The organism is Arthrobacter sp. AK01, assembly GCF_021109375.1.
In the GTDB taxonomy this organism is placed as follows: Bacteria; Actinomycetota; Actinomycetes; order Actinomycetales; family Micrococcaceae; genus Arthrobacter.
On record NZ_JAJOHP010000009.1, the window covers coordinates 47182 to 68952 of the forward strand.

Annotated in this window: 19 protein-coding genes; 8 read left to right on the forward strand and 11 right to left on the reverse strand. The window is 62.6% G+C overall.

Annotation, left to right across the window (positions count from 1 at the left end):
* The 7 genes from LN996_RS04855 to dinB all read right to left on the reverse strand — a co-directional run bounded on the left by LN996_RS04855 (position 1) and on the right by dinB (position 8171).
* The gene (locus LN996_RS04855; protein WP_231339052.1) at positions 1–1638 is read right to left on the reverse strand and encodes a UDP-N-acetylmuramoyl-L-alanyl-D-glutamate--2,6-diaminopimelate ligase; all 1638 of its coding nucleotides are present in this window, start codon (positions 1636–1638) and stop codon (positions 1–3) included.
* Between the two features lie 102 nt (positions 1639–1740).
* Positions 1741–3537 carry a penicillin-binding protein 2 gene (locus LN996_RS04860; protein ID WP_231339054.1) on the reverse strand — a complete coding sequence of 599 codons (1797 nt, stop codon included), beginning with the start codon at positions 3535–3537 and terminating at the stop codon, positions 1741–1743.
* 42 nt (positions 3538–3579) lie between these two features.
* Positions 3580–4245, reverse strand: a complete 666-nt coding sequence (locus LN996_RS04865; RefSeq protein WP_231339056.1) for a hypothetical protein — start codon at positions 4243–4245, stop codon at positions 3580–3582.
* On the reverse strand, positions 4242–5240 hold the full coding sequence (rsmH, locus tag LN996_RS04870; RefSeq protein WP_231339057.1) for a 16S rRNA (cytosine(1402)-N(4))-methyltransferase RsmH: 999 nt from the start codon (positions 5238–5240) through the stop codon (positions 4242–4244). The genes LN996_RS04865 and rsmH overlap by 4 nt, the downstream gene beginning before the upstream one ends.
* Before the next feature lie 167 nt (positions 5241–5407).
* Positions 5408–5839 (reverse strand): division/cell wall cluster transcriptional repressor MraZ, encoded by a 432-nt coding sequence (mraZ, locus tag LN996_RS04875; protein ID WP_231339059.1) that lies wholly within the window; start codon positions 5837–5839, stop codon positions 5408–5410.
* 462 nt (positions 5840–6301) lie between these two features.
* A complete protein-coding gene (locus LN996_RS04880) occupies positions 6302–6670 on the reverse strand; it encodes a DUF3040 domain-containing protein (RefSeq protein WP_231339060.1) in 369 nt (122 codons plus the stop codon).
* Positions 6671–6908: 238 nt separating this feature from the next.
* Positions 6909–8171: a DNA polymerase IV gene (gene dinB / locus LN996_RS04885; protein ID WP_231339063.1), complete on the reverse strand. Its 1263-nt coding sequence runs from the start codon at positions 8169–8171 to the stop codon at positions 6909–6911.
* A gap of 72 nt (positions 8172–8243) precedes the next feature.
* On the opposite strand from dinB, the gene LN996_RS04890 reads away from it, so the two are divergent.
* Both LN996_RS04890 and LN996_RS04895 read left to right on the forward strand, forming a co-directional pair.
* Positions 8244–8810: a hypothetical protein gene (locus tag LN996_RS04890; RefSeq protein WP_231339065.1), complete on the forward strand. Its 567-nt coding sequence runs from the start codon at positions 8244–8246 to the stop codon at positions 8808–8810.
* Positions 8807–9901 carry a polyprenyl synthetase family protein gene (locus LN996_RS04895; protein WP_231339067.1) on the forward strand — a complete coding sequence of 365 codons (1095 nt, stop codon included), beginning with the start codon at positions 8807–8809 and terminating at the stop codon, positions 9899–9901. The genes LN996_RS04890 and LN996_RS04895 overlap by 4 nt, the downstream gene beginning before the upstream one ends.
* A 123-nt stretch (positions 9902–10024) precedes the next feature.
* Here the strand turns inward: LN996_RS04895 and LN996_RS04900 are convergent, their stop codons facing one another.
* Positions 10025–10378, reverse strand: a complete 354-nt coding sequence (locus tag LN996_RS04900; RefSeq protein ID WP_231339069.1) for an Rv2175c family DNA-binding protein — start codon at positions 10376–10378, stop codon at positions 10025–10027.
* 259 nt (positions 10379–10637) lie between these two features.
* Between LN996_RS04900 and LN996_RS04905 the strand changes: the two genes are divergently transcribed.
* A complete protein-coding gene (locus tag LN996_RS04905) occupies positions 10638–11978 on the forward strand; it encodes a LysM peptidoglycan-binding domain-containing protein (RefSeq protein WP_231339070.1) in 1341 nt (446 codons plus the stop codon).
* Between the two features lie 74 nt (positions 11979–12052).
* Positions 12053–14119: a Stk1 family PASTA domain-containing Ser/Thr kinase gene (gene pknB / locus LN996_RS04910; RefSeq protein ID WP_231339072.1), complete on the forward strand. Its 2067-nt coding sequence runs from the start codon at positions 12053–12055 to the stop codon at positions 14117–14119.
* A gap of 60 nt (positions 14120–14179) precedes the next feature.
* Here pknB and LN996_RS04915 read toward each other — a convergent pair whose 3' ends face one another.
* Together LN996_RS04915 and LN996_RS04920 are read right to left on the reverse strand one after the other, a co-directional pair.
* A complete protein-coding gene (locus LN996_RS04915; protein ID WP_231339074.1) occupies positions 14180–15583 on the reverse strand; it encodes a class II 3-deoxy-7-phosphoheptulonate synthase in 1404 nt (467 codons plus the stop codon).
* 66 nt (positions 15584–15649) lie between these two features.
* Positions 15650–16441 carry a 1-acyl-sn-glycerol-3-phosphate acyltransferase gene (locus LN996_RS04920; RefSeq protein ID WP_231339123.1) on the reverse strand — a complete coding sequence of 264 codons (792 nt, stop codon included), beginning with the start codon at positions 16439–16441 and terminating at the stop codon, positions 15650–15652.
* Positions 16442–16550: 109 nt separating this feature from the next.
* Here LN996_RS04920 and LN996_RS04925 point away from each other — a divergent pair, with 109 nt between their 5' ends.
* From LN996_RS04925 to LN996_RS04935, 3 genes are read left to right on the forward strand one after another with little or no spacing between them, the layout of a single operon-like run.
* Complete coding sequence (locus LN996_RS04925; RefSeq protein ID WP_231339076.1) at positions 16551–17339, forward strand: carboxylesterase; 789 nt, start codon at positions 16551–16553, stop codon at positions 17337–17339.
* Positions 17336–18139 carry a carboxylesterase gene (locus LN996_RS04930; protein WP_231339078.1) on the forward strand — a complete coding sequence of 268 codons (804 nt, stop codon included), beginning with the start codon at positions 17336–17338 and terminating at the stop codon, positions 18137–18139. Before LN996_RS04925 ends, LN996_RS04930 begins: the two co-directional genes overlap by 4 nt.
* Positions 18126–18680: a hypothetical protein gene (locus tag LN996_RS04935; RefSeq protein WP_231339080.1), complete on the forward strand. Its 555-nt coding sequence runs from the start codon at positions 18126–18128 to the stop codon at positions 18678–18680. The genes LN996_RS04930 and LN996_RS04935 overlap by 14 nt, the downstream gene beginning before the upstream one ends.
* Positions 18681–18709: 29 nt before the next feature.
* Here the strand turns inward: LN996_RS04935 and LN996_RS04940 are convergent, their stop codons facing one another.
* Positions 18710–19768 carry an ROK family protein gene (locus LN996_RS04940; RefSeq protein ID WP_231339081.1) on the reverse strand — a complete coding sequence of 353 codons (1059 nt, stop codon included), beginning with the start codon at positions 19766–19768 and terminating at the stop codon, positions 18710–18712.
* 187 nt (positions 19769–19955) lie between these two features.
* On the opposite strand from LN996_RS04940, the gene LN996_RS04945 reads away from it, so the two are divergent.
* Positions 19956–21767: a long-chain fatty acid--CoA ligase gene (locus LN996_RS04945; protein WP_231339083.1), complete on the forward strand. Its 1812-nt coding sequence runs from the start codon at positions 19956–19958 to the stop codon at positions 21765–21767.
* The last annotated feature ends 4 nt before the right edge of the window (positions 21768–21771 follow it).

Below are 21771 nucleotides of genomic sequence, written 5' to 3' on the forward strand. Positions count from 1 at the left end.
TTAGGACTCTATCCGCTGGTCCGATGAAACGCTGAATCCCTTGGATGTCAAGGCGGCGCGCAACTCGACCCTGTCGTCCAGTGCCAGGTTCACGCCTTTGACCTCTTGCCACACTTCGTGGCCACGTCCGGCGATAAGGATGGTGTCGTTGGCAGTGGCCATCTCAACGGCCAGCCGGATCGCGGCGTCCCTCGGGTGGGACTCGATGATGTCGCTGCCCAGCTTTTCGGCATCCCGGGCTGCCCTGGCACCCTGCAGGACTTCGGCGCGGATTGATGCCGCGTCTTCGTCGTGGGGATCGTCATCACTGACGATCACCACATCGGCAAGGCGCGCAGCGATGGCACCCATGGTGGGCCGCTTGCCCTGGTCGCGCTGGCCGGTTGCACCAAAGACCACAATGACGCGGGACCCCTCCTGTGGCGAGCGTACGGCTTCGAGCGCACGCGCCAAAGCATCAGGATTGTGGGCAAAATCAACAACTGCGGCTGGCTCAGTTGAGACCAACTGCATGCGCCCGGGAACGGCCACCGTGAAAGGATCGTGGGTGTCCAAGGCCGACTGGAGTGTCTGTTCGTCAACGCCCGACGCCAGGACCATGAGGGTGGCCAAGGCAGCGTTGGCCACGTTGAAGGCTCCAGGCAGGCCCGTGTGGACGCGCAGCACGCGTCCGTCGGCGTGCCTGAGTTCGAATGCGGAGCCGAGCCCTCGGGCAGTGATTTCCGCGACGTGCCAGTCGGACCCGGCGGTGGCCTCGTTGGCCGAGAGGGTAGTGACGGGGATATCGGCCAGCTCCGCGAGCTTGCGCCCCCAGTCATCGTCCACTGTGACAACAGCGTGGCGGGCCCGCCTGGCGGTGAAGAGTTCCGCCTTGGTGCGGAAATACTCTTCCATGCTGCCGTGCAGGTCCAGATGGTCCTGGGTGAGGTTGGTGAAACCCGCGACGTCGAACATCACACCGTCCACACGGTGGTAGGAGATCGCGTGGGACGAGACTTCCATGGACGCGGCTTCCAGGCCCCGTTCGCGCATCAGAGCCAGCAGGGCATGGACATCCGTGGACTCCGGGGTGGTCAGGAGGCTCGGGATAGGCTCACCGCCAGCCACGATCTCTATGGTCCCAATGAGTCCCGGAGTCTTGCCCAGAGCACGCAGCAGCGAGTTGATGAAGTAGGTCGTGGTGGTCTTTCCGTTGGTACCGGTGACACCGTACAGGGACGGGAACCCGCCTTCCGCCGGCTGGCTGCGGTAGATCAGCGCAGCCAAAGGTCCGACGGCGGTACGCGCCTCTTGCACGATAAGCACCGGAACCGGCTGCTCGCCGGCCAGCGCCAGTTGGCGTGCCCCGGCGTCGTCCGTGACCACGGCCACGGCACCGGCGGCGACGGCTTGGGGAACAAAGTCGGCACCATGGCGCGAAGCGCCTGGCAAGGCCATATAGAGGTCGCCGGATTCCACGGCCCTGGAGTTGAGGGTTATGCCTGTCACTCCCCTGTTGTGGTTGCCCTCCGGTGCGGCTATTCCAAGTGCCTCCGCAATCGTGGCCAACGGCACCGCGGCCACGGATTCGGGGCGGAAGACGGACCTGCCGGTATCCGGCGTCGTGGCGCTGTTAGCTGCCTCATTGTGCTCTGACACGTGGTTCTCCGTTGGTGCTCGTGGAACGACCGGCCTGGGGCCAGCGGCGCCCGGGCCGTTAGTGGTTGATCGAGTTTTGGCCGAAACAGACGCCCAAGAAGCTTACTTGACGAACTGGGGCAGGCGCGCGGGTGTTCCCGTGGACGGCGCCACGTTGTAGGTCCGCAGCACTTGTGCCATGACCGAACGGAACACGGGCCCGTTGGTGAGTCCGTAGATGTTTCCCTTGGGTCGTTGAAGCACTACCTCGACAATGAAGCGGGGGTCGTCCATGGGTGCCATACCCACCATGGAGGCCGTGTAGCCGTCGAATCCTGGAAGCCCGTCCTCACGGGGCGCCTGCGACGTTCCTGTCTTCGCGCCGACACGGTAGCCGTCGATTGCCGCGTCCTTGATCTGCCCCTCGGTCACAGCGCTCTCCAGGATGTCCCGGACCTGCTGGGCAGTATCCTTGGACACCACTTGGCGGGAATCCTTGGCGGCAACCTTCTGTTCCTCGCCCTCAGGAGTGATGTAGCTGTCGATGAGCCGGGGCTGAAGCATGACACCGTTATTGGCGATGCTTTGGAAGGCACGCACTGTCTGCAAGGTCGACTGGGAAACGCCCTGCCCAAAGAGAACCGTGTACTGCTGGCGGTCGTCCCACTGCTCGGGTTTGGCCAGGATGCCGGTGGCTTCTGCGGGCAGGCCGATATCGGTCTGTTCACCGATACCGAATTTCTTCAGCCAGTCGTACCGTTGCTCCTTGGTCAGCCGGCTACCGGCCATCACGGTACCGGTGTTCATGGACCACCCCAGGATCCCAGCGAGCGTGCGTTCCTCAGTGCCGTGTTCGAAGGCATCAGTAAAGGTCTGGCCGTCGATGGTGTAGGAAGGGGGAATCGTGTAGTGATCCAACGGGAAGGACTTGCCTTCTTCAATGACTGCCGCAGCGGTGATCATCTTCTGCACTGAACCGGGCTCATACGCGGCCGTTACGGATCGAACGCCACGGTCTTTGGCATCGACCTTTCCGGGATCGTTGGGATCCGGGGCATTGGTGTCAGCCAAAGCGACCAGGTTGCCGGTCTTGGCGTCCATCACGATGATGGACCCCCACTCGGCATTCATCTTGTCCACCTGGCTTTGGATGGCCTGCTGCGCGAAGTACTGGATGTCCGTGTTGATGGTCAGCTTGACGTCGCTGCCGTCCACGGCGGGAGTCAGCTCGTCAGTGGCCACTGGAATGCGCAGGCCGTCAGCGCCGATCTCAAAGACCCGCTTGCCTTCAACACCACGGAGGACCTCATCCTGGGTTTGTTCGATGCCCGCTTGGCCTGTGGTTCCGTCCTGGAGGAAGCCCACCACGCCGCCGGCAACGCTGCCATTGGGGTAGACGCGCTTGCTGACACCTTCGGCGCGTAGGCCAGGGATGTACAGCTTGGAGATTCGATCCTCGAGTTCCGGCTTGATGTCCTTGGCCACAACGAAATACTGCTTCTCACCGGTCAGCGCCTCACGTACTTTGGCTTCGTCAGTACCCAAAAGCGCAGCCAAGTCGGAAATCCCTTGGTCACGGGTGATCTCGTCGAGCTTTTCCGTTTTGTCGTTGAAGCGATGGAAAGTCGCGGTTCCCGTGTTGACGGTTTGGTCCACCACGAGGTTGTAGCGGATGACGCTGCTGGCCAGGACGGTGCCGTTGGCATCGACAATCTGCCCGCGTTCTGCAGGCAGAACCTGGGGCGTCAGGCGTTTAGCCAAGGCCGCCTCGGCCATCCCGCCCATATCCAGGCCTTGGACCATGAAGAGCTTGCCGCCCACCACCAGCAGCAGCGTCAGCATGATGCCAAGACCAACCCGCAACCGCTTTCTTGCCGCCGGCGTCTTCGGTTTTTTCGATGTGCCGGGGTTCTGAGCCACGTTGATTCCTTGCTGCTGGCCTTGCGTCAGTGGACTGGTGGACTACTGTCCGGGTGCCTTTTGCTGGGGGGCCGGGACCGATCCCCCATTGAGTTCGACCGGCGGTGCAGTTGCCGGAGTCGTCGGTGCTGCTGACGGAGTCGCCGGTGTTGCTGCCGGCGCCGCCGGAGTAACCGGCTTCAAGTTTTCCAGCGGATCCTTGGTAGTCACCGACGGAACCACATCCAGCATGCCCGCCACGGCAGGCGGGGCAAGCTGCGCTCCGGGATTGTCTCCCTTAACTGCAGGCGTCGCCTTTCCGGTGACGGTCATTGTCTTCAGATCGATCTGTCCCTTAACAGTGGACGGGACCATTCCCAATTCTGCAGCCTTCGCTGCCAGATTCTGGGGAGCCTCGAAATTCTGCTTCCTCTGTGTCAGGTCCTGGTTTTCCTTGTTCAAGGTGGCCGCTTCGGCCTTGAGCTGCACCAACTGATACTGGGCAGTGGAAACCGAGATGTTCAAGACGAGGACCGTCAGCAGCGCCGCCGCCATAGCCACGAAGCAGAGCACCACAAAGGGTGTCCGTCGTTTGCCCGGCGCGCTGCGCACGAGTGAAAGCGGAGTGCGGGCCTTGCGGCCGGTATCGGGCTTGCCTGCGGGAGCCGGCAGCGCACGGGCCGTATTGCCCACCACGAAGGGCAGTGTCTTCGCTGCGGCGTTGCTCATGCGTCTCTCCTTGGTTTGATGCGCTCCACGGCCCTCAAACGGGCGGACGCCGCACGGGGGTTTTCGGCGATTTCTGCAGCCGTAGGCACTTCAGTGCCTTTGGTGATGGTCTTCAGTTCGGGTTTATGTTCTTCGAGTTCCACGGGGAAACCGAGCGGGGCCGAGGATTTGGAGCCGGCCTGGAAGACTGACTTCACGATCTTGTCCTCCAGCGAGTGATAGGACATCACCACGATCCGGCCTCCCATGGCTGTCGCGGCAACGGCTGCCGGGACTGCGCGTTCCAGGACATCGAGTTCCTCATTGACCTCAATCCGCAAAGCCTGGAAGGTGCGCTTGGCGGGATGCCCACCGCTCTTCGCGGCTGCGGCAGGAACTACACTGCGGATCTGCTCCACAAGTTCGCCGGTAGTAGCGAACGGTTTGTCGGCGCGGGCGTTGACGATCCTATTGGCGATACGTCCAGCGAACTTTTCTTCGCCCCACTTACGGATAATGCGAACCAGTTCGTCTTCACTGTAGTTGTTGACCACATCGGCGGCGGTCTGGCCGCGGCTGGTGTCCATCCGCATATCCAGCGGGGCGTCGTAGGAGTAGGCGAACCCACGTTCACGCTCGTCCAGCTGCAGGGATGACACGCCAAGATCCATCAGGATGCCGTGCACCTCAGGGATTCCAAGGTCCGCCAGCACGTCGTCAATTTCGTCGTATACGGCATGTACCAGATCCGTCCGGTTCGAAAAGGGCTCAAGGCGGGCACCGGCCAGGGCAAGGGCTTCCTCGTCGCGGTCGATGCCGACGAGGTGCAGGTCCGGAAAGCGTTGCAACATCGCCTCGGAGTGCCCTCCCATGCCAAGGGTTGCGTCGATGGCCACAGGTGTCTGGCCGCGCTTCCTGGCAGCCTCAAACCCGGGAGCCAGCAGATTGATGCAGCGGTCTTTGAGGACGGGTACGTGGCGCTCCGATGTGGGCTTTGCCGCGTCCTGCTCTTCCACGCTGCCTCCTCTTTCTTCAATCGCTTGCCTGCTGTTTCTTGAATCGGATCCCCATCCGCGCCTATCGTCCCGCCGGCCTGGCTCAGGGGAAGTTGAGCCAGGAAGACTGTTCGATGGGCGGCTGGAGATCCCATTCAAGAAGCGGTTGTGCTGCTTTCTCCGACCGGTTAGATGAACCCGGGCAGATTGTCGTCATCGGTTTCCGAGAAGGCTGATTCCTTCTCGTTGAGGTACTCGTTCCAAGCTTCGGCATCCCAGATCTCAGCCCTGGTACCGGCACCAATAACTGCCAGTTCCCGACCGAGTCCTGCATACGCCCGGAGCGCCGGCGGAATCGTCACACGCCCCTGCTTGTCAGGTACCTCGTCAGAGGCTCCGGACAGGAAAACCCGAATGTAGTCACGAGCCTGCTTGGAGGACAGTGGGGCCTCCCGCATGGATTCGTGAATGCGTTCGAATTCTTTCTGGCTGAAGACGTAGATGCAGCGTTCCTGGCCTCTTGTGAGGACCAGCCCTTCGGCAAGTTCCTCACGGAACTTGGCGGGGAGAATGATCCGGCCCTTTTCATCGAGACGCGGCGAGTGAGTGCCCAGAAACACTGGCCCCACCGCCCCTCAGTCAAGGTGCCCGCTCATTCCCAACACTGCCACTACCCTCTTATGCGCTCCACTTTACTCCACAATGCCCCACAGTCAACGCAACACAGGGTGTTTCTCCACCACTTTGAGATTTGCGAGCCCCGAATTGGCGCGGTTTTAAGGGGCCACGGCTGGAAGTGGAGGGCAAAAGCCATCCGGCAGCGTGCGGGCAGGCATGCAGCAGCAAGTCCGGCTGCCGATGGCCGGTCCGGGCCAGGAATCGTATCCGGGTGGTGCGAAGTGGAGCAAAGGGAGGAGGGTGGAGGAACGGGCGGAAAGTGGAGGGCTCCCACGAATGCCTCGTATCCCGCTTAAACGCGTTAAACGCGAAAAGACCCGCAATGCGGGTCTTCCGTTATCCCTACCCGGGAGTCAAGGGGCGTGTTTGAAGCAATGCCGCCGGCCGACGGCGAAAGGTGTCAGTCAGGAGTCGTCGCGGCGCCGTTCGTCCCAGCGCTCTTCCAGACTGCTCATGAACGAGCTCTTGGGCTTACCCTTTCCCGGCTTGCCCTTGCTGGCTTTGCCAAAGGCCGCACCACGCAACGTGGCGAAGTAGACGCCAGCACCCATGACGACGAAGCCGAGGACACCCACTGGTATCGCCTGCATCGAAACCCCTACGAGCAGGAGGAGTATGCCGGCAATGGCGCCCAGGACGCCGATAATCACATGCCGGGTAGACCAACTGCGGATGGGATCCGAACCCATGGTGTTGGCGAACTTCGGATCGTCCTCATGAAGTTGCTTTTCGAGTTGCTCAAGCAGCTTCTGTTCATGCTCCGAGAGGGGCATCACGACCTCCTTTAGTCAGCCAGCGTCTGGACATAACGCGTCCTGTGCGTCTGTTACCAAAACGATCGGACCAAGAAAATCGTTCCCAAAATTCCCTCTTGGTTCAGCGGGCATCTTAGGGCCGACTGTTCAGGAAACAGTTTGTCCAGACGATCTAAGTCTCTGTAATAAATAGGATAGTTTGTCGGACGCCGTTCTGAAAGACGCCCGGGGCCTTGCGGGACCAACCTCACATGCCTTAAGTGCCTGCTGGAGGCTTACCCGGTTCCAAAAGCCGGGCAGGAAGCAACGTTTTGGACCCGAAGCGTTCGGAGACCCGGTCCAATGCCTGCTCCGCGGCCCGCCAATTATCGTCCCGTCGATCCAGGCTCAGCTGCAGGGAGGTCTGGCCGACGGGCTCCAGTTGCTCTGCCCGCACTCCCACAAGGCGGACGCTCATGGACCGGGGGCCCAACGACTCCAGCAGCTGCACTGCCACTTGGTAGATCATCTGCGCACTGTCCACCGGAGCATGGACGGTCCGGCTTCGCGTAACAGTGGAGAAGTCCGAGTACCTCAATTTCAACGCCACCGTCCTGGCCAACATGCCGGAGCTGCGCAGGCGGCCGGCCGTTCGGTGCGATAAGCGCAGCAACTCCCTGTGCAACAGGGCTTCATCCCCGGTGTCGACTGAGAATGTTTCCTCCGCCCCGATGCTTTTCTCAAGCCTGGTGGGTGTGACGGGCCGCGGATCGACCCCCATGGACAGCCGGTGGACATGCTCTCCGCTGGCGCCGAGGACCTTCTTCAAGGAAGCCAAGGGCGTAGCCGCCACGTCCGCCACGGTTCGAATGCCAAGGCGCGCTAGAACTTCCGCGGTCTTCCCGCCTACTCCCCACAGTGCGTTGACAGGCAGGCTGTGCAGATAGGGGACGGTGTCTTCGGCATCGATCTGCAGGATGCCATCGGGTTTGCACCGGGTAGATGCGATCTTCGCCACGAACTTGGTGCCTGCGATTCCTACTGATGCCGTGATGCCCAGTTCGGACTGGACCCTCCGGCGGATGAGGTGGCCGATGTCCAGCGGTGAGCCGAGCCGTCGAATCGCACCACCCACATCCAAAAAGGCTTCGTCCACGCTGAGCGGCTCCACCAGGTCCGTAATGGAGGCGAAGACCTCCATCAGCTGGGCGGAGACCTGGTAATACAGTGTGTGCCGGGGTTCGATGACCACCGCGGCAGGGCACCGCCTCATGGCAATGGACATGGGCATGGCGGACTTCACGCCGGTGGCCCGGGCCTCGTAGGAAGCTGAAAGCACCACCGACCGTTCCGCCGGGAAGCCGACTATCACCGGTTTTCCCCGAAGGTCCGGACGACTGCGGAGTTCGACGGAAACGAAGAAGGCATCCATGTCTACGTGAAGTATGCTGGTTCGCCTCAGTTCCCGCAGGGCCTCAGCAGCACTGCGGGCGGGCTCGTGGCCGGCCCTTTGGGCGCCGCCGAATGCTTCCTGCCTCACATCGGCAATACTATGCCCGGCCACTGACTAAACTGGAGGCACAGTCAGGCTCAGCCCCCGGAAGGATACCCTGTGAAGCTCTTTGGAACTCCTCGATCGCGAGGGTTTGCCCTGCTCGCAGTAAGTGTCGCTGTGGCGGCCTCGGCCTGCACGCCGTCCCCTGGCAGTTCGGCTGCGCCCTCCCCCACGGATGCTTCCACGGCCTCGGCAACGTCAACCCCGGCCGCCTCCAACTCCACGTCCGCGCCCGAGACAACGGCGTCAACCGAGTCGGCCACGCCAGCACCAGGGGCCACGGCCACGGTGAATGCACTGGTTCCGGGCTTCCCTGAGCAGCTGATTCCGGTCATGCCCAAGACATCGGTACGTTCCAGCAGCTTCGACAAGAGCGCATCCCTGGCAACTGTGGCGCTGGTGGGAACCATCAAAGCTCCGCCGGAGGGTGTTGTGGACTACTACAAGGCTTCATTGGAGGCGCAGGGCTTCAAACTGGTCCCCGGGCCGGAAGCTGTAGGCAACGTCACTTCCCTGGACTTCATTCGTGGCGACGGCGAGACCGTGAACGTGTCCATACGGCAGAAGGAAGGCGTGTCCACCTTCACCATCGGCGCCAACGTGGCGTCCGGGTCCATCAAGTGACGGCTTTGGCCCAGGTGACCACCGAGCAGACGCACTTCATCGACGGCGTTGCCGGCAAATTGAAGGGCTTCCTGTCGGAGCAAGAGGACCTCATGGCAACGGTGTCTCCGGACGTCTCGCCGCTGATCGGATCAATTTCGAGCCTGGTCACCGGCGGCAAACGCCTCCGGGCGCTGATGTGCTACTGGGGCTGGAGAGGCGCCGGCGGCCGTGCAGAGGACCCCGATATAGTCACGGCCGGGTGTGCGCTCGAACTTTTCCAGGCAGCAGCGCTGATCCATGACGACATCATCGACCGCTCCGATACCCGCCGGGGTGGCCCCAGCGTGCACAAGCGTTTCGGCCAACTCCACGAGATGAACGGTTGGGCTCTGGACAGCGGCAGGTTCGGGGACGCTGCCGCCATCCTGACCGGTGACCTTTGTTTGTCCTTCAGCGAGGAGTCCTTCACCGAGATAGGGCCCCGGGCTGCATCGGGAAGCCCTGCCCGGCGCATCTTCAACGTGATGAGGGCAGAGGTCATGGCAGGTCAGTACCTCGACATCCTTGAAGAGGTGGCCGGCCCCGTACGTGACCGTGCTGGTTCGGTGGACCGCGCAAAATCGATCATCCGGTACAAATCGGCGAAATACTCCACTGAGCACCCGCTGGCCTTGGGTGGAGCTCTCGCGGGAGCACCGGACAGGCTTTTGGAGAGCTACTCGCAATTCTCGTTGCCCCTTGGCGAGGCGTTCCAAATGCGGGACGACGTGCTTGGCGTTTTCGGCGACCCCGAAACCACCGGCAAGCCCGCTGGTGATGACCTGCGTGAAGGCAAACGCACGGTTCTTGTTGGCTTTGCCATCAACCAGGCAACTGCAACCGAGGCAGATTACCTCGACCGAATGCTGGGCAATCCCGACCTCGGCGAATCCGATGTCGCCGAAATCCGCCGCATCATCGTGCAATGCGGCGCCTTGGACGCCACGGAATCCCTGATCGCGGCGCTGAGCAACCAGGCCTTTGAGGCCTTGGAACGCTTGCCGCTCGAAGAGGTCCCGCTGAAGGCACTGAGCCAGCTTGCCGAGGCTGCCGTTAGCCGCGCAGCCTGACGAAAGCCGCAACGCCGCCCTGGACCGGGGCGGGCAGGACATAAGCAGACGACGGCGGTGGGAACCGCCGTCGTCATCGTGTTAATTCAGTTCTTGATACATCCCTGAGGCAGGAAGGCGCTGCTACCAGGCCAAAGACTGGGCGCGGCGCCTGATCTCTGTCTTCCGCCCCTCGCGCAGGGCATCAATGGGCCGTCCCCGCAGTGATTCGTCGGGCGTGAAAAGCCAGATGATCAACTCTTCGTCGTTGTAACCAGCGTCGCTGAGAACCGCAATGGTTCCCTTCAAGCTGTCCACAACATGCCCATCCTGGATAAACAGGGCGGGGATTGAGCGGATATTCCGTTCTCCCCGCCTGATGGCTACCAGCGCACGCTCATCCAACAGTCCGTGGACTTTGGTGATGGAAACTTCCAGCAGCTCGGCGACATCCGGCAGCGGGAGCCATTCGGAAACAAGGCTTTCTACATTACTCACGAATCAAGGTTGCCACGCCGCCCTGCCCGGCGCCTAGCCGGAGTCCGACGGCGGACCTTGGAGTCCGTCGTTAAGTCGGCGTTTTCATTGCCAACAATTTGATTTCCAAGAATCCCGAACGGCAGGAATTGTTGTGCCGATTCATTAAGTGTGAGAGATTCACACTGATCACACTTGCACCATTGATAACATCAGTAACATTGGTAACACTGACAACAGCGCCATCAAACAACCCCGCTGTTGAGATGAGGACATTTTCATGACGACGCCCCGCTCGCCGAAACGAACCATGAGCATGCCGGTCATCGCGGCAACCACGGCTGCGCTTCCCGCCGTGGTTTTGTCCTCGCTTGCCCTGGCCCAACCGTCCATGGCTTCACAGGCACCGCAACCCCGTAAAGTGCCCGCCACGCTGGCTGCCGCCATGAAAGCCCAGGCCGTCACGACGGGCACCGTCATTCCTGCACAGGCCGTTGCTGCCACCCTGCCCTCCGCGTTGCGCCCCATGGCACCCTCGGTACCGGACACGTACACGATTGTCCGCGGCGATACCATCAGCGCCATCGCCCGCCGCTTCAACCTTGATACCAATGCGGTGCTCCAGCTGAACAAGCTCTCTGCCACCACCCTGATCTACCCGGGGCAGAGCATAAAACTTACGGGCACTGCAACGGCCACACCTGCGCAGCCGTCCGCCCCGGCAGCCCCAAGCGCCCCCAGCAACGCAACGGTTTACACGGTTGTATCCGGCGACACCCTTGGCGCCATTGCAGCCAAGCACGGCGTACCACTGTCCAGCATCTTCAGTTGGAACAACCTCAACGGGAGCTCCATCATCTATCCGGGGCAGAAGATCAAGGTCAGCGGCGGATCCGCGCCCTCGACGCCAGCTACTCCGGCTCCAGCACCCGCTCCTGCACCCGCTCCGCTGGCAAACACAGGCTCGTACACCATTAAGGCCGGTGACACCCTCAGTTCCATTGCTTCGCGGCACGGCGTTTCCCTCAGTGCCCTGATGACGGCCAACAATGTCACGGCAACAACGGTCATCTACCCGGGCCAGAAGCTGACCATTCCCGGTGCCGGCCTGCAGCCTGCCGGGGACACCAAGCCGCTGGTCCCCAGCACGTTCCTGGGTTTCACCTACCCGCCTGCGGTTGTCAGCTCCGCCAACGAAAACAAGGCGTTGCTCAACGCTTCCCCGGTTCCCAGTCGCGCCGAAATGAAGAGCATCGTGGCCGATACGGCCCGGCGCATGGGCGTCAGCCCTTCCCTGGCCATGGCATTCGCCGAGCAGGAATCCGGCTTCGACCAGCGGGCTGTGTCACCCGCAAACGCGATCGGCACCATGCAAGTCATCCCGTCGTCCGGCCAATGGGCTTCGGACCTGGTGGGCCGCAAGCTCAACCTACTGGACCCCTACGACAACGCCACCGCGGGCGTGGCAATCATCCGCGCCCTGATTGCCACGAGCAAGGACCTGGACACCGCGATTGCCGGTTACTACCAAGGCCAGTACTCGGTGAGCAAGTACGGCATGTACGACGACACCAAGCGCTATGTCGAATCGATCAAGGCCCGCCAGCGCACCTTCGGTTAGGTCTCTACAGCACCTCGGAAGGGGCTCGGATCCCTTATGGATTCGGGCCCTTACCATGCCTCGTTTAGGATCGTATGGTGCAAGAACCAACGCAGGACCACCTCATCGGGACCATTGTGGACGGGCGCTACCTGGTCCGCTCCCGCCTCGCGAGGGGTGGAATGTCCACTGTTTATCTGGCCACGGACCAGCGCCTGGAGCGCGACGTGGCCCTCAAAGTCCTGCACCCGCACCTGGCAAACGATCCCACGTTCCTGGAAAGGCTGAGCCGCGAAGCCAAAGCCGCCGCAAGCCTGTCCCACCCGCATATTGTCGGAGTTCTGGACCAAGGCGAAGACGGCCACATCGCGTATCTGGTCATGGAGTACGTCAAGGGGCATACGCTTCGTGACATCCTCACCGAGCAAGGTGCCCTGCCGCCGCGCCTGGCGTTGGCACTCATAGATCCTGTGATCGAAGGCCTGGCCGCGGCCCACGGCTCCGGGTTGATCCACCGCGACATCAAGCCGGAAAACGTCCTCATTGCTGATGACGGACGGATCAAAGTGGGCGATTTCGGCTTGGCCAGGGCTGTCTCGGCCAACACCAGTACCGGGGCCCTGATTGGAACTGTGGCATACCTGGCGCCGGAGCTGGTCCTGGGACAACCCGCAGATGCCCGCAGCGATATCTACTCGGCCGGCATCATGCTTTACGAAATGTTGACGGGCAAGCAGCCCTACGCAGGCGACTCCCCCATTCAAGTGGCATACCAACACGTCAATGCAACGGTCGGGCGACCCTCGGACGAAGCCCCCGGACTGGCCGAAGACCTGGATGAATTGGTCCAGTGGTGCACGGCAGCAGATGCCGAGAACCGGCCCGTGGATGGAACTGCCTTGCTGGCCGAACTCCGCCACATCCGCACCACCCTCACCGACGAGCAGTTGGACCATCGTCAAAGCCCAGCACCGTTCTCCCCCGCGGCCATGTCCCCAACCACTCCCATGGCCGGCACGGCGGGGAATCCAACGGAGGCGCTGGCAACAACGGCGTCGCCCACCGAGTTCATCTCCCACCAGAGCAACCCCACCACCGTCATGGCGGCCGGTTCGGCGGCCCTTCAGCAGTCGAAGGCAGTTACGACCGGTCCGGATGCCGATCAGGACCTTCGCCAACCCGGCAAACGGGAAATGAAGCGCCTCGAACGGCAACAGACCAAAGACCGTGCACGTGCTGCAGCGACGCCCGTTCGCCCGCTCAGGGAGGGCAATCCGCGCCGCCGTGGCGTGATCTGGACCATCGTGATCGTTATCCTGGCAATGCTCGCGGCTTCCGCGGGTTGGTTCTTCGGCATGGGGCCCGGATCGCCAGGAACCGTACCCGACGTCAAGAACAAGACAGTTGCGGAGGCTCAGCAGCTCCTCCGCACTGCCGGATTCCAGTCGGAGCCGCGGGACGTTTTCGACGACGACATCCTGGCCGGGCTGGCCGTCGGAACCGAACCGGAGTCCGGCGCCGAAGTACGGAAGTTCCAGCCCATCACTGTCTTGGTCTCCAAGGGGGCCCAGCTTTTCGCACTGCCGGGACTGACCGGTGGCACCTTGGACGAGGCCAAAACGGCCCTTAACGCCGCCGAAATGGCGCTGGGCAACGTCACGGAGGCTTTCGACGAAAAGGTACCTGCCGGCGTCGTGATTTCCCAGGATCCTGCCAAGGGCACCGAGGTGCGGCACGGCACACCTGTGGCACTGGCGGTTTCCAAGGGTCCACAGCCAATCCCCGTTCCCGACGTCCGGGGTTTGTCCCAGGACGCAGCCGCCAAAGCCCTCCAGGACGTTGGACTGAAAGCCGTGATCGCTCCGGAGACTGTCAACGACAAGACAGTCCCGAAGGGCGCCATTGTCGCCCAGGCCCCGGCGAACGGCACGCTCGTCAAGGGCGATTCCGTGACCCTGACCGTTTCCAAGGGACCCAAGATGGTCAAGGTGCCCAGCTTCATCGGAAAGCAAGCCAAGGAGGCCCGGCAGCAACTGGAAGCGCTGGGGTTCGAGGTCAAGGTGAATGAGATCCTGGGCGGTTTCTTTGGTACCGTTCGGGACCAGAATCCGGTGGACAAGGACGTGCCTGAGGGATCTGTAGTGACGCTGACGGTCGTTTAGTCCTACACAGGAAGACGAAAGGCGCGGCCCGGGAATCCGGACCGCGCCTTTGTTGTGTCTCTAGCGCTTGGAGAGGGCTCCGGCCACCAGGAACGCCATCTCAAGGGACTGCATGTGGTTCAGGCGGGGATCGCACACTGACTCATAACGGTCCAGGAAGGCGTCCTGGTCGATCGGGTCGGCACCGCCCAAGCACTCAGCGACGTCGTCACCGGTCATCTCGACGTGGAGGCCACCTGGAACGGTACCCAGCGAGTGGTGGACCTCGAAGAAGCCACGGACCTCATCAATGACGTCGTCGAAGTTCCGGGTCTTGTAGCCGTTCGGCGACGTGACGGTGTTACCGTGCATGGGATCAGTCACCCACAGAACCTGCGCGCCCGAGGCAGTGACGCGCTCGACGACGGCCGGCAGCTTCTCGCGGATGTTCTTGGCACCCATACGGGTGATGAACGTCAGTCGGCCCGGTTCCCGGTTGGGATCCAGCTTGTCGATCAGGCGCAGGGCGTCGTCGCCGCTGGTTGTGGGCCCGAGCTTTACACCGATCGGATTGCGTACGCGCGACAGGAAGTCCACGTGAGCGTGGTCCAGTTCACGGGTCCGCTCGCCGATCCACAGGAAATGCGAGGAAGTGTCGTAAGGCAGTCCGGTGCGTGAATCGATGCGTGTGAGGGCGCGTTCGTAGTCGAGCAGCAGTGCCTCGTGGCTGGCGAAGAACTCCACCCGCTTGAGTGCCTCGAAGTCGGCGCCGCATGACTCCATGAAGCTGATGGCACGGTCAATGTCGCGTGCCAGCGATTCGTAGCGCGCGTGCGCCGGGTTCTCAGTAAAGCCCTTGTTCCACTGGTGAACGAGGCGAAGATCGGCAAAGCCGCCCTGGGTGAAGGCGCGGATAAGGTTCAGCGTGGAAGCGGACGTGTGGTAAGCCTGCAGCATCCGGCCGGCGTCATGCGCGCGGGACTCGGGAGTGAAGTCGTAACCATTGACGATGTCGCCGCGGTAGGCGGGAAGCGTCACGCCGTCGCGGGTCTCATCATTGGACGATCGCGGCTTGGCAAACTGCCCTGCCATGCGGCCCATCTTGATGACCGGCATAGCCGCGCCGTAGGTGAGCACCACCGCCATCTGGAGGATTGTCTTCACGCGGGCACTGATCTTGTCCGCGGTGGCGGCCTCAAAAGTCTCGGCGCAGTCGCCACCCTGCAGGAGGAAGGCTTTACCTTGGGCCGCAGCAGCAAGTCGCTCGCGAAGAACGTCGACTTCCCCGGCGAAAACCAGGGGCGGCACCACCGAAAGCTCCTTGACGGAAGCCTTGAACACGTCGGCGTCAGACCACGTGGGCTGCTGGGAAATCGGCAGGTCCCGCCAGGCATCGAGCCCGGGATAGTTCGCTGCCCCACTCTGGGCGGTGCTGGCGAGGGGATCTGTTGCGGAGGATGCGGTGTTCGCGGTTAGCTCAGTCACCCTTCAAGAGTAGTAGCCTCCGGCAGGGTTTCGGGACCGGTGGCGTAACCGATGCTGCCGTTGACGTCACAGTTTCCGTGGGGATTCGTCGCCGCCGCTCCTGGGCTCATCCCTGTCGTCGGCAATGTCTTCGGTGGCGTCCTCGGCGACTTCAACTTTGTGGACAGGTTCCGGGCCCTTGCCGGCTAGTTGGGCCTTGACCACCGCGGCATATTCATCGACGTATTCCTGGCCGGAGAGGCGCATCAGTTCATACATGATTTCATCCGTCACGGCCCGCTGGATCAGTCGGTCATCCTCCATGCCGTAGTAGCGGCTGAAGTCCAGTGGTTGTCCGAAAATGATGCCGACCCGACGGATGCTCGGCAGCCGTTTGCCGATGGGCTGGACCTTCTCAGTCCCGATCATGGCCACCGGCACTACGGGCACACGTGTTTGCAGGGCAAGCCTGGCGACTCCCACTTTGCCGCGGTAGAGCCTGGCATCGGGACTGCGGGTACCTTCCGGATAGATGCCCAGCAGGCCCCCCGCGGTCAGGACGTCCTTGCCTGCCTGCAGTGACATCTCCGACGCTGCCCCTCCGGAGCGGTCCATGGGGAGTTGGTTGCTCAGCCTGAAGAACAGTGCTGTCAGCCGCCCCTTGAGTCCCTTTCCAGTGAAGTATTCGGACTTGGCCAGGAAGATCACCGGCCGGTGCACCATGAGGGGCAGGAAGATGGAGTCCGAAAAGGACAAATGGTTGGACGCGAGGATCGCAGCGCCACTTTCAGGAACGTTGTCCAAGCCCTTGACCCAGGGCCGGAACAGGAGTTTAAGGATGGGACCCAGAAAGATCCTCTTCATGACCCAATAGAACACGTTTGTCCTCTCACGGCCGACGGCTGACGTGCTTCCGGCAACCCGGCCGGCATTCAACAGCAACCCTACTCCAGTGAGAAATGTCCGGAAGAGTGACACGATGGGACACATGACGGAACGCCCTTCACCTGCTGCGCCGCTCGCATTCCACCACGCCGGGCATGGACCCAATGCCTCCACGGGCGTGGCAATCTGCCATGGGTTCACAGGCAGCCCGCTGAGCATGATCCCTTGGGCCGAGTACTTGGCTTCCCAGGGATTCGCTGTTTCCGTGCCTCTCCTTCCCGGCCACGGCACCAGTTGGCAGGATCTCGCAACTACGCGGTGGCAGGACTGGTACCGGACCTTTGAACAGAGCTACCTGGACCTCGCAGCTCGGACTGAGAGCTGCTTTGTCGCGGGACTGTCCATGGGAGGTGCACTGGCCCTGCGGGTAGCCTCACTGCACGATGTTCCCGGGCTGGTTCTGGTCAACCCTGGCCTCAGCTTCTACGACCGCCGGGTGAAGTATGTTGGCGCCCTCAAGTACGTCATGCGCACCACCACACCCATAGTGGAGGACACACCAGCCCCGGCGACCGCCGAGACCGGCGATTATTCCAAGACACCCCTGAAATCGGTGCATGAACTCAAGAAGCTTTTCCGGGCGGCGACCCGCGGGTTGCCCCGGGTGGACGCTCCGGCGTTGGTGTTCAAGTCGTCAGTGGACGGTGTCATACCGCCAAGCTCCGTGGCCACCATCAGCAGGCACATCGCATCGTCCCGCTTGAAAATTGTCACGCTTCCCCACAGCGGCCACGTTGCCACGCTTGATGTTGACGCGCCCACCATTTTCGAACAATCAGCAGAGTTTTTCCGTCAGCACGCCAGCGACAGAGTAGCCTCGGAGTCATCATGAACATGCTTCCGGATTTCTCACCGTTCCTCAGCAGCTGGAACGGGTCAGGGCCGCGCGTTGGCGTCGTCATGTCCCACGGGTTTACAGGAAGCCCGCACAGCGTCAGGCCCTGGGCCGAGCACTTGGCAGCGGCCGGATATGCCGTCAGGCTGCCATTGCTGCCCGGCCACGGTACCACCTGGCAGGACATGGCCACCCGTTCGTGGCGGGAATGGCACAGAGCAGTGGATGAGGCCTACCTTGAGTTGGCCGCCGAGTGCGACTACGTCTTCACCACGGGCCTGTCCATGGGAGGCACGCTGGCGTTGCGGATCGCAGCAACGCGTCCTGTGGCTGGCACTATCGTCGTCAACCCTGGGCTGGTCCTTGATGATCCGCGTGCCGTCATCGTCGCAGCGCTCAAGTATGTGGTCAAAACAACTCCGGCGATTGCCAACGACATCCTCAAGCCGGACCAGGATGAGGGCGCCTACGCGCGCACGCCTGTAGCGGCAGCACACGAACTGAAAAAGATGTATAAGGACACTGCCTCGATCCTTCCCCGCATCAGCTCCCCCGTCCGGGTGTACAAGTCAACCGTGGACAACGTCATCTCGAATGCGAGCCTGGAGTTCCTGCGGTCCCGGGTGAGCGCACCCGTGGACATCAGCTACCTGCGCAACAGCTACCACGTGGCCACGCTCGACAACGATGCCCCGGAGATCTTCGCGGGTACCGTGGAATTCATCCAAAAGACCGTTGCAGCCCTGGCCGGACACGGGCCTTCCTCCGAAAAGGACACAGCCCATGAACAGGCCTGATCCGAATTCTGCCGATCAAAGCGCCAATAAGGACGACGACGCTGTATGGCTGGACCTGGTGGCCCGGCTGGAAGCGACGCAGTCCTCCACGGTGGAGGAACCGGCGTCGTCCGATCATGGGGAGCCATCGCCCGGCGAGGCCGGGCCGGCACTGCGTGAATCCAGCAAAACCTTCAGGGATTTCGATCCCCTGGGATTGTCCACGCCGCCCTCCGAAACCGCGCCTGAACCGGCAGCAGTTCCCGCCACTGCTGAAGCGGCGGGTCGGCCGCAAGGCCCACGTGACTTTGAGGTCGAGGACGACGACGCATTCGTTCCCGAGGAACCCCCGAGCCTTGCCGGCACCGAGCCACTGACCATGCTGGCCTGGGTCGGTGCAGTGGGAGGACCCGTTGCGTTGCTCTTCACGGCGATGTTCTGGCGCTCAGCGCCGCTCGCTGCGATCCTGGGAATTGTGGCCGCCTTCGTGGCGTCCGTGGTCTTCCTCATCATGCGGCTTCCGCAGGAAAAGAATGAGGACGACGACGGCGCCCGTATCTAAGTGCCGACGCCCCCTCTGCGGCGAACGGTTTAGCTGTGGGCGCGTCCGCTGACACGTGAAAGGTCCGCAGCGCCGATCATGCCGGCACGTGGACCGAGCGCCGCGAGCTCAATCCCCGCCATGGGCCGGAACCCCCTGCCAGTGAGGTTCTTCGCAAACGATTCCCGGGCCGGGCCGGCCAGCAATTCCCCGGCATCACAGAGTCCCCCGCCGATCACGAACACCCCCGGGTCAAGGGCAGCGGCCAGGTTGGCCAATCCCAGTCCCAGCCATTCGCCTTGATCTGCCAGGAGTTCCCGCGACGTGGCATCGCCTTCAAGGGCCAAGGCCGTCACAGCGGCTCCGGTGAGGTTGTCTGCGGTCCCGCCCGCCTTCTTCAGAAGGGCACGGCCCTCCGGGGAGTTGGTCCGCACGAGCTGCCGGGCTTCACGGCCCAGCGCATTACCGGAGGCGTACTGCTCCCAGCACCCTCGGTTGCCGCACTCGCAACGGTGGCCGCCAGGAAAGATGATCTGGTGCCCGAATTCGCCCGCCACCCCGTAGCGTCCGCGTTCCACCCGGCCATCCATCACCATGGCACCGCCAATGCCCGTGCCCAAGGTGACGCACACCAGGCGGCTCTCGCCCTGGCCGGCACCGAAGCGCCATTCTGCCCAGGCTGCGGCATCAGCGTCGTTCGTCAGGAGGACCGGACGCCTCAGCAGCTTCTGCAGGCTCGCCCGGAGCGGTTCGTTGCGCCAGGCGAGATGCGGGCTGAACAGCACCGTGCCGCCGTCGAGGTCCATCCACCCTGCGGCGCCGATCCCTACGGAGGCCACACGGTGTTCGGCGCTGAGCTCATCCACGAGTTCCACGATGGTCTGTTCCACAGCCCGGGGATCAGCACCGGGAGTGGACCTGCGGGCCTCAGCGAGGACCCTGCCCCCGGCATCCACCACGCCGGCAGCCACCTTGGTGCCGCCGATATCGATGCCGATCGCCAGGCCCCGACGGCCCAGATGGCTGCGGCGGGCAGCCCACGGCACGTCCTTCGATGCCGTGGCGGTTGGCTTGGTTCTGGCGCGGAAAGTGGACCGTAGTGCGGGCATCCCATCATCTTATTGCGCGCATGCTGCCCAACGGGCAAGAGCCCCCCCGAATGGTCCCAAGTTGCTTGAAATGAGGGGGCATCCGTAAAGTTACTCGCCAGTAGGTGAAATAGAACACACCTCCGCGAGCGGGCATACTAGAGTGAAAGCAGCCCTCTCGTGGCCCGTGGATATCAAAGGAGCTACCGTGCGTGAAATCAGTGTTCCTCCCCTCGTGAACATCGCCCCGGAAACCAACATCACGGACCTCGTGATCCGGGAGGCGAAAAAGGCCTCCAACCCTGCACTGTTTGCCAAACTGGACGACGGCGGACAATGGCAGGACATCCGCGCCACGGACTTCCTCGAGGACGTGAGGGCTCTGGCAAAAGGCCTTATTGCCAGTGGCGTCGGCGTAGGCGACCGCGTGGGCATTATGTCCCGCACCCGGTACGAATGGTCTTTGGTGGACTTCGCCATCTGGTTTGCCGGCGCCGTCTCGGTGCCAATCTACGAAACGTCCTCCCCTTCGCAAGTGGCATGGAACCTGGGTGACTCAGGCGCCGTGGCCGCCTTCGGCGAAGCATCGCACCATGAGGACGTCATTCGCCAGGCCGTGGCCGCGGAGGACATCACCTCGGTGGCCAACGTCTGGCAACTTGAAGGCGCCGGACTTGATGCCTTGCGCGCCGCCGGCGCCGGAGTCCCCGACGACGAACTGGAGTCCCGTCGTTCCTCGGCCGGCCTTGCCGACCTCGCCACCATCATTTACACCTCGGGTACCACGGGCAGGCCGAAGGGGTGTGAACTGACCCATGGCAACTTCGTGGAACTTTCCGAGAATGCCCGGGTGGCACTTCCCGAAGTCGTCAATGAGTCGGCCAAAACGATCATGTTCCTCCCCCTGGCCCACGTCTTTGCGCGCTTCATCTCGGTCCTGGCTGTGGCCGGCGGCGTGCAGGTTGCCCATACGCCGGACATCAAGCATCTGCTACCCGACCTCCAGAGTTTCCAACCAACCTTCATCCTCGCCGTACCCCGCGTTTTCGAGAAGGTGTACAACTCCGCGCTGACCAAGGCCGAGGACGGCGGCAAGGGTGCCATCTTCCACCGCGCAGTGGACACGGCGATCGCCTATTCCAAGGCCCGTGAGTCCGGTTCACTGGGCCTGGGCCTGAAGATCAAGCACGCTGTCTTTGACAAACTGGTCTACGGCAAGCTCCGCGCTGCCATGGGCGGCCACGTGGCGCACGCCGTCTCAGGCGGCGGCCCCTTGGGTGAGCGCCTCGGCCACTTCTTCCAGGGCATCGGCCTCCAAATCCTGGAGGGTTACGGGTTGACCGAAACCACAGCGCCCATTTCCGTCAACACCCCCTCCATGATCCGGATTGGCACAGTAGGCGCTCCCCTGCCGGGCAACTCCGTGAAGATTGCCGACGACGGCGAGATCCTTGCCAAGGGCGTCTGCGTCATGCGCGGCTACTACAAGCGCGAAGACCTCACGGAAGAGACCTTCGCTGACGGCTGGTTCCGTACCGGCGACATTGGCGAGCTGGACAGCAACGGCTTCCTGAAGATCACCGGCCGCAAGAAGGAAATCATCGTCACCGCCGGCGGAAAGAACGTGGTTCCAGCGTTGTTGGAGGACCAGATCCGGGCCGACGCCTTGGTTTCCCAGGTACTGGTGGTGGGAGACAACCGCCCCTTCATCGGCGCGCTGGTTACCTTGGACGAAGAAGCCCTCCCTGGTTGGCTGGAGCGCCACGGACTGACGTCAGGCACCACGCTGGCCGAAGCGGCTGACCACGCTGTGGTGAAGGCTGCGGTACAGGAGCTCATCAGCAAGGCCAACCAGTCTGTGTCCCAGGCTGAAGCCATCAAGTCCTTCCGGATTGTCCCCGCGGACTTCACTGAAGCGTCCGGCCATCTCACCCCTTCCCTGAAGGTCAAGCGTGCACAGGTCATGAAGGACTTCGACGCCGTGATCGAGGAAATGTACTCGGCGCCCCGCGCTTCCTAGCGAA

What these genes read in the sequence shown, in the direction of transcription:
- LN996_RS04865 (WP_231339056.1), bottom strand. Translation starts at nt 4,245, where the DNA reads ATGAGCAACGCCGCAGCGAAGACACTGCCCTTCGTGGTGGGCAATACG.
- LN996_RS04880 (WP_231339060.1), bottom strand. Translation starts at nt 6,670, where the DNA reads ATGCCCCTCTCGGAGCATGAACAGAAGCTGCTTGAGCAACTCGAAAAG.
- LN996_RS04905 (WP_231339070.1), top strand. Translation starts at nt 10,638, where the DNA reads ATGACGACGCCCCGCTCGCCGAAACGAACCATGAGCATGCCGGTCATC.
- pknB (WP_231339072.1), top strand. Translation starts at nt 12,053, where the DNA reads ATGGTGCAAGAACCAACGCAGGACCACCTCATCGGGACCATTGTGGAC.
- LN996_RS04925 (WP_231339076.1), top strand. Translation starts at nt 16,551, where the DNA reads ATGACGGAACGCCCTTCACCTGCTGCGCCGCTCGCATTCCACCACGCC.
- LN996_RS04930 (WP_231339078.1), top strand. Translation starts at nt 17,336, where the DNA reads ATGAACATGCTTCCGGATTTCTCACCGTTCCTCAGCAGCTGGAACGGG.
- LN996_RS04935 (WP_231339080.1), top strand. Translation starts at nt 18,126, where the DNA reads ATGAACAGGCCTGATCCGAATTCTGCCGATCAAAGCGCCAATAAGGAC.
- LN996_RS04940 (WP_231339081.1), bottom strand. Translation starts at nt 19,768, where the DNA reads ATGCCCGCACTACGGTCCACTTTCCGCGCCAGAACCAAGCCAACCGCC.